Annotated in this window: 12 protein-coding genes; 6 read left to right on the top strand and 6 right to left on the bottom strand. The window is 63.6% G+C overall.

Going from position 1 to position 13815, the window contains the following annotated elements:
* Positions 1-3: 3 nt before the first annotated feature.
* Positions 4-1410, top strand: coding sequence for a dihydrolipoyl dehydrogenase (gene lpdA, locus E5K02_RS13810; protein WP_135395436.1), 1407 nt, complete (start codon positions 4-6; stop codon positions 1408-1410).
* Positions 1411-1537: 127 nt separating this feature from the next.
* Here lpdA and E5K02_RS13805 read toward each other — a convergent pair whose 3' ends face one another.
* The 4 genes from E5K02_RS13805 to E5K02_RS13790 all read right to left on the bottom strand — a co-directional run bounded on the left by E5K02_RS13805 (position 1538) and on the right by E5K02_RS13790 (position 6362).
* Positions 1538-2842, bottom strand: a complete 1305-nt coding sequence (locus tag E5K02_RS13805; RefSeq protein WP_135395435.1) for a PQQ-dependent sugar dehydrogenase — start codon at positions 2840-2842, stop codon at positions 1538-1540.
* A gap of 196 nt (positions 2843-3038) precedes the next feature.
* On the bottom strand, positions 3039-3458 hold the full coding sequence (locus E5K02_RS13800; RefSeq protein ID WP_135395433.1) for a hypothetical protein: 420 nt from the start codon (positions 3456-3458) through the stop codon (positions 3039-3041).
* A gap of 472 nt (positions 3459-3930) precedes the next feature.
* Entirely contained in the window at positions 3931-4476 is a 546-nt protein-coding gene (locus tag E5K02_RS13795) for a helix-turn-helix transcriptional regulator (protein WP_135395431.1), read from the bottom strand.
* Positions 4477-4730: 254 nt separating this feature from the next.
* Positions 4731-6362: a T9SS type A sorting domain-containing protein gene (locus E5K02_RS13790; protein ID WP_135395429.1), complete on the bottom strand. Its 1632-nt coding sequence runs from the start codon at positions 6360-6362 to the stop codon at positions 4731-4733.
* A gap of 339 nt (positions 6363-6701) precedes the next feature.
* On the opposite strand from E5K02_RS13790, the gene E5K02_RS13785 reads away from it, so the two are divergent.
* From E5K02_RS13785 to E5K02_RS13775, 3 genes are all read left to right on the top strand, one after another.
* Positions 6702-7052, top strand: a complete 351-nt coding sequence (locus E5K02_RS13785) for a nuclear transport factor 2 family protein (protein ID WP_135395427.1) — start codon at positions 6702-6704, stop codon at positions 7050-7052.
* Positions 7053-7176: 124 nt separating this feature from the next.
* Entirely contained in the window at positions 7177-8043 is an 867-nt protein-coding gene (locus tag E5K02_RS13780; RefSeq protein ID WP_135395425.1) for an AraC family transcriptional regulator, read from the top strand.
* A gap of 146 nt (positions 8044-8189) precedes the next feature.
* Complete coding sequence (locus E5K02_RS13775; protein WP_135395423.1) at positions 8190-9050, top strand: SDR family oxidoreductase; 861 nt, start codon at positions 8190-8192, stop codon at positions 9048-9050.
* Positions 9051-9138: 88 nt separating this feature from the next.
* Here E5K02_RS13775 and E5K02_RS13770 read toward each other — a convergent pair whose 3' ends face one another.
* A complete protein-coding gene (locus E5K02_RS13770; RefSeq protein ID WP_135395421.1) occupies positions 9139-9711 on the bottom strand; it encodes a dihydrofolate reductase family protein in 573 nt (190 codons plus the stop codon).
* A gap of 322 nt (positions 9712-10033) precedes the next feature.
* On the opposite strand from E5K02_RS13770, the gene lepB reads away from it, so the two are divergent.
* Positions 10034-11191, top strand: a complete 1158-nt coding sequence (gene lepB / locus E5K02_RS13765; RefSeq protein ID WP_135395419.1) for a signal peptidase I — start codon at positions 10034-10036, stop codon at positions 11189-11191.
* A 440-nt stretch (positions 11192-11631) separates the two neighbouring features.
* The gene (locus E5K02_RS13760; protein ID WP_135395417.1) at positions 11632-12117 is read left to right on the top strand and encodes a hypothetical protein; all 486 of its coding nucleotides are present in this window, start codon (positions 11632-11634) and stop codon (positions 12115-12117) included.
* A 5-nt stretch (positions 12118-12122) separates the two neighbouring features.
* Here the strand turns inward: E5K02_RS13760 and E5K02_RS13755 are convergent, their stop codons facing one another.
* Positions 12123-13781: an FAD-binding dehydrogenase gene (locus tag E5K02_RS13755; protein ID WP_135395415.1), complete on the bottom strand. Its 1659-nt coding sequence runs from the start codon at positions 13779-13781 to the stop codon at positions 12123-12125.
* Positions 13782-13815 lie beyond the last annotated feature (34 nt).

Genomic DNA, 13815 nt, shown 5'->3' with positions numbered 1-13815 from the left:
AGCATGAACCAATACGACGTTACCGTCATCGGCTCCGGCCCCGGCGGGTATGTAGCAGCCATTCGCTGCGCCCAGCTCGGCTTCAAAACGGCCCTGATTGAGAAATATCCCACCCTGGGCGGCACCTGCCTCAACGTGGGCTGCATCCCCAGCAAAGCCCTGCTCGACTCGACCGAGCACTTCCACAATGCCAGCCATACCTTCAAGGAGCACGGCATTGAGCTGAGCGACTTGCAGATCAACATGAACCAGCTCATCGACCGCAAAAACGGGGTGGTGAAGGCCAATACCGACGGCATCCAGTTCTTGATGAAGAAGAACAAGATTGAGGTGCTGCGCGGCGTGGGCTCGTTCGTCGACAAGAACCACATCAGCATCACGCCCACCGAGGGCGGCGAGGCCCAGCAGATCGAAACCAAGCACGTCATCATCGCCACCGGCTCCAAGCCCACGGTGCTACCCTTCATTGCCCAGGACAAGGAGCGCATCATCACCTCCACCGAGGCCCTGAACATCCGCGAGGTGCCCAAGCACATGATTGTCATTGGCGGCGGCGTTATCGGCCTGGAAATGGCTTCCGTGTACGCCCGCCTCGGCGCGAAAGTATCGGTGGTGGAGTTCATGGATTCCCTCATCCCGACCATGGACCGCGCCCTGGGCAAAGAGCTCAAGCGCATCCTGGGCAAAATCGGCATCGAGTTCTTCATGAGCCACAAGGTGACCGGCGCTACCCGCGAAGGCGACGCCGTGACCGTAACGGCCCTCAACCCCAAGGGCGAGGAAGTGAAGTTTGAGGGCGACTACTGCCTGGTGGCCGTGGGCCGCTCGCCCTACACGGCGGGCCTGAACCTGGAAGCTGCCGGCATCGAGCTCGAAGAGCGCGGCCGTATCAAAGTCGATGAGCACCTGCAAACCTCCGTGCCCGGCATCTACGCCATCGGCGACGTGATTCGCGGCGCCATGCTGGCCCACAAGGCCGAAGAAGAAGGCGTGTTCGTGGCCGAAACCCTCGCGGGCCAAAAGCCCCACGTGAACTACCTGCTGATTCCGGGCGTGGTCTACACCTGGCCCGAAGTGGCCGGCGTGGGCTACACCGAAGAGCAGCTCAAGGAGCAGGGCAAAGCCTACAAAACCGGCTCCTTCCCCTTCCGCGCCTCGGGCCGCGCCCGCGCCTCCATGGACCTCGACGGCTTCGTGAAAGTGCTGGCCGACAAGGAAACCGACGAAATCCTGGGCGTCCACATGATCGGCCCGCGCATCGCCGACCTCATTGCCGAAGCCGTGACGGCCATGGAGTTCCGCGCCTCGGCCGAGGACGTAGCCCGCATGAGCCACGCCCACCCCACCTACGCCGAAGCCATGAAGGAAGCCTGCCTCGCCGCCACCGAGAACCGGGCCATTCACATGTAATTCCTGGCCGAAAGGCAGAAAACGCCAAAGCGGCTGGAGCTCTAGGAAGCTTCAGCCGCTTTTTTGTGTGGGTAGCAGACGCAAGCTAACCTCTTGTCAAAGTTGGTTAGCAGAAAACGAACCCAGTTTAGTTTGCGCCCCGGTAGCTTACGCGCCACACAATGCCGTTACCATCTTCGGCAATGAGTAGGGAACCGTCGGGGCCGGTGATGATGCCCACGGGCCGGCCCCACACCTGAGGCGGAGCGGCTTGGCCCTCGTTGAGTTGCCAGCCGGTTACAAAGTCTTCGAAGCTGGCGCCGCGGCCATCAGGGCCGGCGGTTTCGGGCAGGCCGGCGCTGTTCATGCGCACGCGCACTACTTTATAGCCCGAGCCCACCGAACGGTTCCAGGAGCCGCGCATGGCTAAGAACAGGTCGCCGCGGGCGTCGACGGGGAAGGCCGTGCCCGTGTAAAAGGCTAGGCCCAGGGCGGCACTGTGGGCGCGCAGCAGCACTTCGGGGGTGCGGGTATTGGCAACTTCCGGCGGGGCGGGGGCCGTGATGCGCGGGTCGCGCTTGTCAGGGGCTAAGTAGGCCCAGGGGTAGCCGAAGAAAGCGCCGCGGGGCACGGCAGTGGCGTAATCGGGCACGAGGTCATCACCCAGGGCGTCGCGCTCATTCACCACGGCCCAAATTTCGCCTGCCCGGGCCGGGTTTACATCCATGCCCTGGGGGTTGCGCAGGCCCGAGGCATAGGTCACGCGGTTGCCACCCTCTAGGTCAAACTCCTGAATGGTGGTGCGGCGTGGGTCCTGCTCCACGCTGGCATTTTCGGAGGAGCCGATACCCACGTAGAGCTTGTTGTTGTAGAGGAGTAGGGAGCGGGCTGGATGTTGGCCGCCGCCGGGTAGCTCGGCCAGCTGCCGGGGCTGCCCGGTGGCCTGCTTCTGGCCCGAGGTGTAGTCGTAGCGCAGCAGAGCGCCGGAGGTGGCCACATAGAAGTAGTTGCCGTTGAAAGCCATGCCCATCGGCCGGCTCAGGGGGCCGCCGGTGGCCCATACCGTGCGCTCATCGGCCCGGCCATCGCCGTTGGTATCGCGCAGCACCATAATCTGGTTGAGCATCATCTGGGCCACGAATACGTCGCCGTTGGGGGCTACGGCCATCCAGCGGCCCTGGGGCAGGTCATCGGCAAATATGTTGACGGCATACCCCTGGGGTACTTTCAGGCGGGCATTTTCGGGCCGCTCCTGCAAGAGCTGCGGGTAATTGGTAACGGACTGACTGGCGAAAGGGGCAGGCAGGTCGCTGACGCGAATGGTGACGGGACTGGCGGTAAGGGTTTCGGTGGGAAAGTCACCGTTCTGCGGCTCTTCGGCTGCATCGTCGGAGTCACAGGCCACTAGGCTTAGGGCCGCAACCAGGAATAGGAAGTTAAGTTTGTAATGCATAGCAGGTTGGTATAAGGGTTGAATCCTGCTATACGTTCTGGTATAGGTAGTGTTGTAATTCTTTGTATGCTAGATGGTTACTGGTAGTGCAATTCTTGGTCACTGCCTTGTGATTGTTACTGCTTGATACCCAAACCTAAAAAAAGCCGCCCACCACGAGAAGCGGCGGGCGGCTTAGGGCTACTGCGGTGGCTGCTTACGCCGAAAGGGTAGTGCGGTGCTGGGCGATGCCGGCTTTGATGTCGTTCAGGAGCGCGACTTGCTGGTCGTTCTGGGCGATGTCGACGTCGGTGAGAAACTCGGCCAGGCCCGAAACCTGAAGCAGGCGCTTCTGGAGCTTTTTGCGCTGTATTTTCAGGGAGCTGAGCTCATTCTCCTTTTTCTCGCGCTCGTCGGCCGTGAGGGAGGGCAGGGCCAGGATGGCTTCGGCCGAGGCCAGGCGGGCTTCCACGGTAGCCAGCTGGGCGGTGGCCGAGCTTTGCAGACGCTCGGCGCGCTTGTCGTCCAGGTCGCTGTTCACGTCGCGGGCCGAGTAGGTGAGCAGCTCGAAGTCGATTTCGGCGGTGGCCGCGTCGCAGAGGGCGCGGTCGGTAAGGGAGGAATACACGAGGGGCATATGATAATAGGTTAAGGGGTTAGTAATGCCCGAACATAAGAGGGTAAGTAGCTGATAAAAAGGCCAACAAGGCGGTTTTTGTGACATGCGACAAGCCCGGTTCGGCCGCCGTTGCACCCCGGTTCGGCAGGCGCAAAACCAGCTCCTTATGGTCCAGTTTCGGCTATACCGGGCTTGGTGAAAACGCCCGGCCGTTGTCAAGTATTCAAAAAGCGGAATGTTTGCGACAAAATGGGACAAAGCCCCTGCGCAACACATTGTCGCGCTGCCTCAACAAGCCCTCCCTCTCCTGTCCTTGCGAGAAGGCACGACATTCCGCGCATCAAGCGGCGTCAATCCGTCCTCTGAAATGTGCTGAGCTTCCTTCCCTGAAAAGCCCTAGCGTCTACTCAGACGTTAGGGCTTTCTGGTCAAAGAGCATTGGTTACTTCGCAGAGGACGGCTTGCCACGGCCAGTCGGAACGCCGACGGGCTACGAAGCAGCCAGCAGGGCGGCTTCGGCTTCGAGGGCCCCGGCCTGGGCCTGAAGCAGGTGCCAGCGGGTAACTTCTTCCGGGGTGAGGGGACGGGCGCGGCGCTGTAGCCAGCCGGTCAGCCAGGCGGCCTGCTCGGGGTCGGGTGCTTCGGGCGGGGGCAGCAGCTGGGGCAGGGCCTGCTGCCACCGGTGGGCGTAGTGGGCCCGGCTGGCCAGCTTGGCGGCCTGGGCGCGTAGCTTGGCGGCCCGCTGCAGGCACACCCGCCGGCGAAAGTCCAGCTCCCCGGCATCGGGGGCCGGCGCGCTGGGCGGCAGGGCGGCGGGCAGGGGCTCATCGAGCCGCGTAATGGGCTCGGGCAGCTGCCGGGCCAGGGGCAGCATGGCGTCGGCCACGAGGTAGCTCATATGGTGCCGGCCCGATTCAATGCTGTGCACCAGTTGCTGGCTGATACCCAGATACAGCGCCAGCTCCTGCTGCTGCAAACCAAACCAAGCCCGAATCCGGGCCAATATGGAAGTCGAGGGGGCGGCGCGGCGCGGCATAGATAGGCTTGTTGTGTATTTTTGTTTTTTGTAAAAATAAACAACAAAATGAAAAACGGATTTTTTGTTTATTTTTTGTTTTGACCTAAATAAACAACAAACCCATTTAGCTACATCCAGGAGCTGAAACGCAAAAACGTTCGGAGCTACCGAGAGCTCCGGACGTTTTTAAACTGGCACGCGCCGCAAAATACACTGGACTCAAGGCCACATAAGATGTTGCTCCCGCTGCTGGGAGCAGCCCTCGCAAGCGCCTACTCCAGCACTGCGCGCTGGGTGGCCAGGTAACCATCAGGCCCTTCGAGGCGCAGCAGATACAAGCCGGCCCGCTGCGAACCCAGTTCGACCCATACCTCGGGGCCGGGGGCGGCCAGGGCCTGCTGGCTCACCACCCGGCCGGTGGCGTCGAGCAGGGAGAGGTGCAGGCCGGTGCGGGGGGCCTGCTCGGGCAGGCGCAGGCGTAGGCGCTGGTGGGCCGGGTTGGGATACACGCCGAGCTGCTGCCGCCCGGCCGCGGGCCGCGCGCCCGTGATGGTGCCGAAGGGGTTCAGCTTCATGACCCAGAAATCGGTGCTGCCCCGGCTGCCCTGGCTTTTGTCGCCGCCGAGGCCCGACAAGGTTTCGCTGCCGAGCAGGGCACCGCCGTCGGGGGTGGGCAGTATATCCACCAGGTAGTTTTCGGCGGTGCCGCCGAAGCGCTTATCCCAGAGCTTGGTGCCGCTGGCATCAATCTTTACCAGCCAGAAATCGACGAAGCCCCGGCGGGACTCGGTCACGTCGCCCTCATTGTTGGAGCGGATATCCCCGGCGAGCAGGTAGCCGCCGTCGCTCAGGGGCAACACCAGAGACAGTTGGTCGATACTTTCGCCGCCGAAGCGCTTATCCCACTGCTTATTGCGGTTGGCGTCGAGCTTGACCGCCCAGTAGTCGCCCACGCCCCGGCTGCCCTGGGTTTTGTCGGCGCCCACGGGCGAGTCGGATGAGCCAGCCAGGAGGTAGCCCCCGTCGGCAGTCATCAGCACGTTGTTCAGGTAGTCGTTGGCGGTGCCGCCCACGGTTTTGTCCCAGAGCTTGGTGCCGCTGGCATCAACTTTCACCAGCCAGTAGTCGCTAGCCCCCCGGCTGGCTTCGGTTTTATCGTTGCCGATGGCGGAAACGGACGAGCCCCCGAGCACAAAGCCACCGTCGGCGGTGGACGTCAGGGAGTTCAGGCCGTCGTCGGCCGAGCCGCCCAGGCGCTTGTCCCAGAGCTTGGTCCCGTTGGCGTCAATTTTCAGGAGCCAGTAGTCGACGCCGCCCCGGCTGGGCTGGGTGATGTCGCCGCCAACGGGCGAAATGGTGGAGCCCCCGAGTACGCAGCCGCCGTCGGCGGTGGGCTGCAGAAAGCGCAGGAAGTCGTCGGCCGAGCCCCCGAAGCGCTTATTCCAAAGCTTGTTGCCGTTGGCGTCGATCTTGACCACCCAGCCATCGAAGCCGCCCCGGCTGTCCTGGGTGATGTCGCCGCTGAGCAGCGAGCGGGTTGAGCCGACCAGCAGGTAGCCCCCGTCGGCGGTGGGCTGCACGGCCGACAGGTAATCGTCGGAGAAACCCCCGAAGCGTTTGTCCCAGAGCTTGGTGCCGCTGGCGTCAATCTTGACCAGCCAGTAGTCGAAGTTGCCGATTTCGGCCTGGGTCACGTCGCCGCCCACGGACGACACGGTGGAGCCGGCGAGCAGGTAGCCCCCGTCGGGAGTACGTTGCAGGGCAGAGAAACTGTCCGATTGATTGCCGCCAAAGCGCCTGTCCCACTGCTTGGTCGGGGTTTGGGCGGCGGCCTGGTAGCTACTGCCCAGCAGACCGACGGTCAGCAGGAACCCGGCGGGCAGGAAACGTAGTGCAGAAAACATAGAAAATGAGGGTAGAAGTATGGGTATGGGCAAATAGGGTTAGGAGAAGAAAGCGCCGCGGGGCAGTGAGCTAGTAGTGGTCAAGGCGCAACGACAGACTACAGGCCAAATCAGCATAGCTCAAGGCTTCTGCAAAGTATGAATTTACCTGCTTTTTGCCCCTTCACGCAGGCCCTCTGGGGTGGGCTTGGGCCGGGGGCGGCACGCGTAGCGCTACCCGCCCCCGGCCCTAACCACGCGGCGTCACAACCGTACCTGACAAGGAGAGCTAAGCTGGGCACCGAGTGCCGGCAGCGCACTGTTTCCTCCTCTTGTTCTATCTACCCAACGGACTCTGGTATGCCCGACACCACCAACAAGCAGGTACTCGAAAAGGCCAATGCCGCCATTACGGCCGGCGACTATGAGGGCTTTCTGGCGCATTGCACCGACGACACGGAGTGGACCTTTGTGGGCGAGCAAACGCTGCGGGGCAAGGAGGCGGTGCGGCAGTGGATGGCCACGGCGTATGAGCAGCCGCCCGTGTTCATGGTCAAGCACCTCATTGCCGAGGCCGATTTCGTGACGGCCCTGGGCACCATTACCCTACCCGATGAGCAAGGTGAAGCAGTGGAATACGCGTATTGCGACGTGTGGCGGTTTCGCGCCGGGAAGATGGCCGAATTAACCGCCTTCGTTGTTCAGGCCTAACACTCGCCACACGGCCAGCGGCTGCACTATACCGCCTGCCCCTCCAAGGGCTTACCCGCCTACCGAACTTCTTGCTATTTTGACGTTCGGCAAGCTTTTCCGCCGCTTTCGTTGTTGCCCTTTCATGAGTGAGCGTATTCCCACGTATCAGCTGCAGGCCTTTGCCACCGACGCCGCCGGGGCGGTGGAGGTATTTTTTCCCGAGTATGGCGGGCCCAAGCCCACGATTCCCCTGCACCAGCCCTACCGGGGCGACTACTACAAAATCAGCCTCTGCCTGCGGGGCACTGCCGAGGTGAAAGTCAACCTGGAATCTTACCACGTAACCCCGGGCTGCCTGGTGCTGGCTACCCCCGACGTTATCAAGGAGTGGGGCCGGGTGGCCGACGACTACGAAACCCTGTCCATCTTTTTCACCCGGGACTATATTACCACCCACAACGCGGCGACGGGCAAGCTGCACTTCTTTGTGGCCCCGCCGACCCACGTGCTGCCGCTAGCCCCGGCGGAGGCGGCCAGCATTGCGGCTTCGTTTCGCTTTTTGCAGCAGAAATACCGCGCCGCCAGTGCCCAGCGCGACAACATCGTCAAGAGCATTCTCACGAGTCTGCTCTACGAAATAGGGGCCCTCTACGAGCAGCAGCCGGCTGGCTGGGCCCAGGGCAAAAGCCGCGGGCAGCAGCAGGCCGCCGCTTTTCGCCAGCTGGTGCAGGCCCACTGCGGGGCCGAGCGGAGCGTGCAGTTTTACGCCGCCGCGCTCTGCATCACGCCCAAGCACCTCACCGAGCTGGTGAAACAAGTAACCGGCCGGACCGCCAGCGAGTGGATAGCCGAGGCCGTGGCCCTCGAAGCCAAGGCCCTGCTGCAAAATCCCGCCCTGAGTGTGGCCCAGGTGGCCGCGGGCCTGCAATTCACCGACCAGTTTGCCTTCAGCCGGTTTTTCAAGCGCAGCACCGGCCTCTCGCCCACGGCCTACCGGCAGGCGGGCTAAGCCGCGCTTACCGCCTTTTCGCCACAGATTCCCGCCCTCCGGCTATTCTGCTCCCGGGTCCTGGCGTCGACTTTTGTAGCTGCCGCCGCGGCCCTGCTTCCTGCGGGCCGGCGGCAACTATCTTGTCCACGCTAACCCTTCTTGTCATGATTCTAGTAACCGGAGCCACCGGCCATTTAGGCACCGCCGTTCTGCACACGCTGCTCCAGCACACGCCCGCCCAGCGCGTGGCGGCCCTGGTGCGCGACCCGGCCAAAGCCGCTGCCTGGCAGGCCCAGGGCGTGAGCCTGCGGGTGGGCAACTACTCCGACCCGGCTTCCCTCGACCAGGCCATGCAGGGCATCGAGCAGGTGCTGCTCATCTCCGGCGGGGGCGACGACGACGGTCTGCAACAGCACCTGAACGTAATTGACGCCGCCAAAAAAGCGGGCGTGCGCACGGTGGCCTACACCAGCCGGGCCCTGCAAGACCCCGCCACCCTGGCCAACAAGCTGATGGTGCGCCACTTCCAGACCGAAGATTACCTGCGCGCCAGCGGCCTGCGCTACATTCTCTTCCGCAACATTCTGTACATGGACACCCTGCCCGTGTTTACCGGCCCCACGGTGTTCGACACGGGCATCAGCCTGCCGGCCGGGCCGGGCCGGGTGGCCTTTGCCCTACGCCAGGACATGGGCGAGGCCATTGCCAAAGTCCTGCTCCAAAATACCCCCGGTAACCGCATCTACCACTTCACCGGAGCCACCGCCTACTCCTTTGCCGACGTAGCCGCCGCCCTGACCGAAGCTTCGGGCCGCCCCGTGGCCTACCACGATGTGGAACCCGAGGTGCTGGCTTCCCGCATGCGGGAGCGGGGCGTGCCGGAAGTAGCCATTCAGCGCACCATCGGCTTCATGACCGACATTAAGCACGGGCAGGAGTCCATGGTCAGCCCCGATCTGGCCACGGCGCTGGGCCGCCAGCCCACCTCCCTGCTCGAGGGCGTGAAACAGCTGTATCAGCTGTAGCAGCGGTAGAGGTTCGTGTAAAACGCCGCACCCGTCAAGCAGCTGCTTCCAGTCGCTGGGCGGGTGCGGTGCGGGTACCGGGGCCGGTTTAGGCGCGCCGGGGCTCGTAATGCAGCACGACGATGCCGCAGGCAAAGGCCGTGGAGTTGACCAGCGTGAAGTTTTGCGGGGCGGTCAGCTCCCGGAAAATGGGCAGGCCGGTGCCCAGGGCGGCCGGGTTAAGGAACAGGTGGTACTCGTCGATAAGGCCGGCCTGAATGAGGGCCGATACGAACGTGGCCCCGCCGTAGGCAATGAGGTCCTGGCCGGGCTGTTCTTTTAGCCGGGTAATTTCGGCAACCAGGTCGCCCTGGGCCAGCACGGTATTGTCCCAGGCGGTCTGCGCCAGGGTACGGCTGAATACCACCTTGGGCGTGTCGGTGAACTTGCGGCCGGCGGCTTGCTCCGGGTTGGCCGCGTCGGCCGCTACCGAGGCCCAGTAGGGAATAAAGCCTTCGGCCAGCTTGCGGCCCAGCACCAGGCAGTCGACCGGCTCGGTAAGGGCCGCCACGTAGGTCTTAAGCTCCTCGTCCCAGTTGAACGTCATCCAGTCCATTTCGCCGTTGGGGCCGGCAATAAACCCGTCCAGGGTTAGTTGCACCTGTAGTTTGAGTTTGCGCATCGTCGTGAGGTGAGTCGATTACAAAGCAAAAGTAGTACGGGCTGCCGCGGGTCCGACTGGGTAAATGCGGCAACCAACGGGGGCATTTGCGACAATTTTCGGCTCTTTCAGTGGCGGGGCTGCCCGTACGCCACGGCCACTCGGGTACCTGCCGGGGCCGGCCTATACTACCTGTTGCTCGCCACGTTCAGGGTTTTCTATACAGCGCCAGCTTTGTTCTTGCAGGAAGTTGCCCCGGTCTTCTCAGAAATAGCCGGGGCCAGGCAACGGCCAGGGGCCAAGGACTATCTAGACAGATGTTCACCTCTACCCCTCACCTGCTATGAAGCTCTTTCCCTTCCGGCGTCGTACCACGCCGCCCCCGCCGCCCAAGGGCCTGGTTCGCGAATGGCGCGACGCCGTGGTTTTTGCCGTACTGGCGGCCACCCTTATCCGCTGGACGGCGGTGGAGGCCTACACCATTCCGACGCCCAGCATGGAAGGCTCCCTGCTGGTGGGCGACTGTGTGGTAGTTAGCAAGCTGCACTATGGGCCCCGCACGCCCCAAACGCCGCTGCAGGTACCGCTCACCCACCAGACACTCTGGGAAAAAGGCCCACCGAGCTATTCCGACGCTATTCAATTGCCCACCTTTCGCCTGCCCGGCTTTAGCTCGGTACAGCGCAACGACATTGTGGTCTTCCACGTGCCCCACGAGCAGCAGCGCCCGGCCGATTTGCGCACCAACCTGATCAAGCGCTGCGTCGCTGTCGCCGGCGACACCCTGGAAATTCGGGGCGGGCAGGTCTTTCTCAACGGCCAGCCCGGGGCCGTAGCCGGCCAGCAGCAGCACACGTACTTTATGCAAGTCGACCAGCCCAACGATGCCGTGCGGCAGGCCTTGCACGAGCACGGCGTAGTCGATTATAACGAGCCCGACGGTATTCCGCGCGCCGGGGCCGATCCGGCTACGGGTAAAACAGGCTTCCTCATCAGCTGCTCGGCGGAAGTGGCTGCCTACTTCCGGGGCCAGCCCTACGTGCAGGCCCTGACCGTGGCCCAATACCCGGCCCGCCTGTTTCCGGAGGTAGCCGACTTTCACCACCCGGCCGCGGCACCCAGCCGCCAGCCCCAGAACTGGCAGCTCGATACCTACGGCCCGCTGCCGGTGCCCCGCCAGGGCCAGACGATAACGCTGACGCCGGCCAACGCGGCGGCTTACTACGCCATTATTGCCCACTACGAGCCCAATGCCGACATCAGCTGGCAGCACGGCCGGATTTACCAGCACGGCCGGCCGCTGACGCGCTATACCATCCGGCAGAACTACTACTTTATGATGGGCGACAACCGGCACAACTCCGAGGATTCGCGCTTCTGGGGCTTCGTGCCCGAAGACCACATCGTGGGCAAGGCCGTGCTGGTGCTGTATTCCCTGGACCCCTACGCCAACCTGCTGCACAAAATCCGCTGGAGCCGTTTACTGGAGCCCGCTAGCTAAGCCCACCCGGCCTTCTGCAGGGCAGAATGAAAAGCAAAAGCGGCTGCAGCTCCCGGGCTGCAGCCGCTTTTGCGGGTACCGGGAGTGGCCGCCTGAAAGCGGGCGGGCCCGGGCGAGGTGGTGCTACCAGGCTGGGGCCGGCCAGCAGCGCCGGTTGAGTTGCAGAATGTGCTAATGTTGCCAGGTTTGTGCCCGCATAGTCCTACCGCGGCGGTGAAGGCCAGGGTGGCCGCCTAATGCTGCCGTACCCGCCGCAAGCACTTTGTAAAGAGTAAAGCTGTTGCCTGATATAATACAATAAAGTGTATGCTTTACACCAGCTGCTGGGGGTAGTAGTAGGGGCATTTCGCGCCGCTCAGTAAGTAGGGTTGGGGGCACTAAGTAATAAAAACATCCTCTTTTTGAGCTAGTATGAAGATTCTTTTTATTATGTTTCGGTAATGAAGAAACTCTACTTACTGCTGACGCTGCTGCTGTTGTCTTTTTCGGGTACGGCGCAAAAATACCATTTCAAGGGCCTGCACAACTTCCCCTACGACAGCACCACGCGCAAGGTCAGGTACGTGGAGGTTATCAGCGTGCCTGGCACGTCCCGGGCCGACCTCTACCGCCGGGCCCGGCAGTGGCTGACGGATAAGAATGGCCCGCTGGGGCTAGGAACCCTTATTTCGGTGCCGGAAGAAGGGCAGCTGCGCGGCCGTTTGGTGCTGACCGGAGCCAGCCAGCCTTTCCGGGCCTTCTTTCTGTTCGAGGTCCTGGAAGGGCAGCTGCGGTGCAGCCTCACCGACTTCACCGCCTCTATGGACGGCATGCGCCTGGAGGAGCTGGCCGCCAAGGGTGGGCGCCGCCTCGACGAATGGCTGGAGCAGAACGACGCGCGGTTCCGGGAGTCCCTGGCCAGCCTGCGGCAGACCGTGCAACAGTAGCCCCGTTAGGGCAGCGCCGCGGCCACGGCCAGGCCGGCAATGCGGCCCGAGTAGAGGCACCCGCCCAGAAAGGTGCCTTCCAGGGCCCGGTAGCCGTGCATGCCCCCGCCCCCGAAGCCCGCAATTTCGCCGGCCGCGTACAGCCCCGGGATAGGCTGGCCATCGGGGCCGAGGACGCGGCCGGACAAGTCGGTTTCGAGGCCGCCCAGACTTTTGCGGGTGATGACGTGCAGGCGCACGGCAATGAGCGGGCCCTTGCTGGGGTCGAGCAGCTTGTGGGGTGGGGCCGTGCGGATAAGCTTGTCGCCGATGTAGTTGCGGGCTCCGCGGATGGCCGTAATCTGGGCATCCTTGCTGAAGGGGTTGTCGAGCTGCCCGTCGCGGGCCCGGATTTCGGCTTCCACCTGGGCATAGTCGAGCAGGGCTTCCCCGGTCAGCTCGTTCATAGCCCGCACCAGCTCGGGCAGGGTGTCGCGCACCAGAAAGTCGACGCCGTGCTGTTTAAAGGCCTCCACCGGGGCGGGGGCACCCTTGCCGAAAGCCCGCCCCAGGGTCTGGCGCCAGCTTTTATTGGTCAGGTCGGGGTTCTGTTCCGAGCCGGAGAGAGCAAACTCGTGGCGGATAATCTTCTGGGTCAGAATAAACCAGCTGTAGTCGTAGCCCGTCTGGCGCAGGTGCTGAAGCGTGCCCAGGGTGTCGAAGCCGGGGTAGAGCGGGCCGGGCAGGCGGTGGCCGCGGGCATCGAGCCACAGCGACGAGGGGCCGGGCAAAATCCGGATGCCGTGCCGGGGCCAGATGGGGTTCCAGTTGTGCACGCCTTCGACGTAGTGCCACATCCGGTCTTCGTTGATAACGTGGCCGCCGGCGGCCTGGGTAATGCCCAGCATCAGCCCATCGACGTGCTCGGGCACTCCCGAGAGCATGTGCCGGGGAGGCGGCCCGAGGCGGGCGGGCCAGTTTTTGCGCACCAAGTCGTGGTTGGCCCCCAGCCCGCCGGCCGTGACAATAACGGCCGGCGCCCGAAAGCGGAAGTCGCCGACGACCACCCTCGACGTGGCCGCGCCCCGCTCGGCGGCGCTGGGTTCCAGCACTTCGCCCCGGGCCCCCACCACCGCGCCATGTTGCAGGAGTAGCTCCGTGACGCGGTGGCGGAATTTAAAGGTGAGCAGCCCCTTTTTGGCGGCTTCCCGCACGCGGTAGGAAAAGGGCGCTACCACGCCCGTGCCCGTGCCCCAGGCCACGTGGAAGCGTGGTACTGAGTTGCCCGGCCCCCGGGCCCCGTAGCCGCCCCGCTCGGCCCAGCCCACCACCGGAAACAGCTTGATACCCATCTGTTGCAGCCAGCTACGCTTTTCGCCGGCCGCCCAGCCCACGTACGCCTCGGCCCAGCGCCGGGGCCAGACGTCCTCGGGCCGGTCGAAGTCGGCGTTGCCCAGCCAATCGGAGAGGGCCAGCTCGTAGGAGTCGTGGATGCGCATGCGGCGCTGCTCGGGCGAATCGACCAGGAACAGGCCCCCAAACGACCAGAAGGCCTGGCCGCCCAGGTTTTGCTCGGGCTCCTGGTCGAGGAGCAGCACGCGTTTGCCGGCGGCGGTTAGCTCAGTAGCCGCTACCAGGCCCGCCAGGCCCGCGCCAATTATCAGTACATCCGCCTCGGTTTGCATACGCAGCTGGCTACCATCTGCTACCCGGAGCAAA

This window comes from Hymenobacter metallicola (genome assembly GCF_004745645.1).
GTDB classification, from domain to species: domain Bacteria; phylum Bacteroidota; class Bacteroidia; order Cytophagales; family Hymenobacteraceae; genus Hymenobacter; species Hymenobacter metallicola.
Note: the sequence above shows the minus strand (reverse complement) of the source record. Positions and strands in the feature narration are given on the sequence as shown.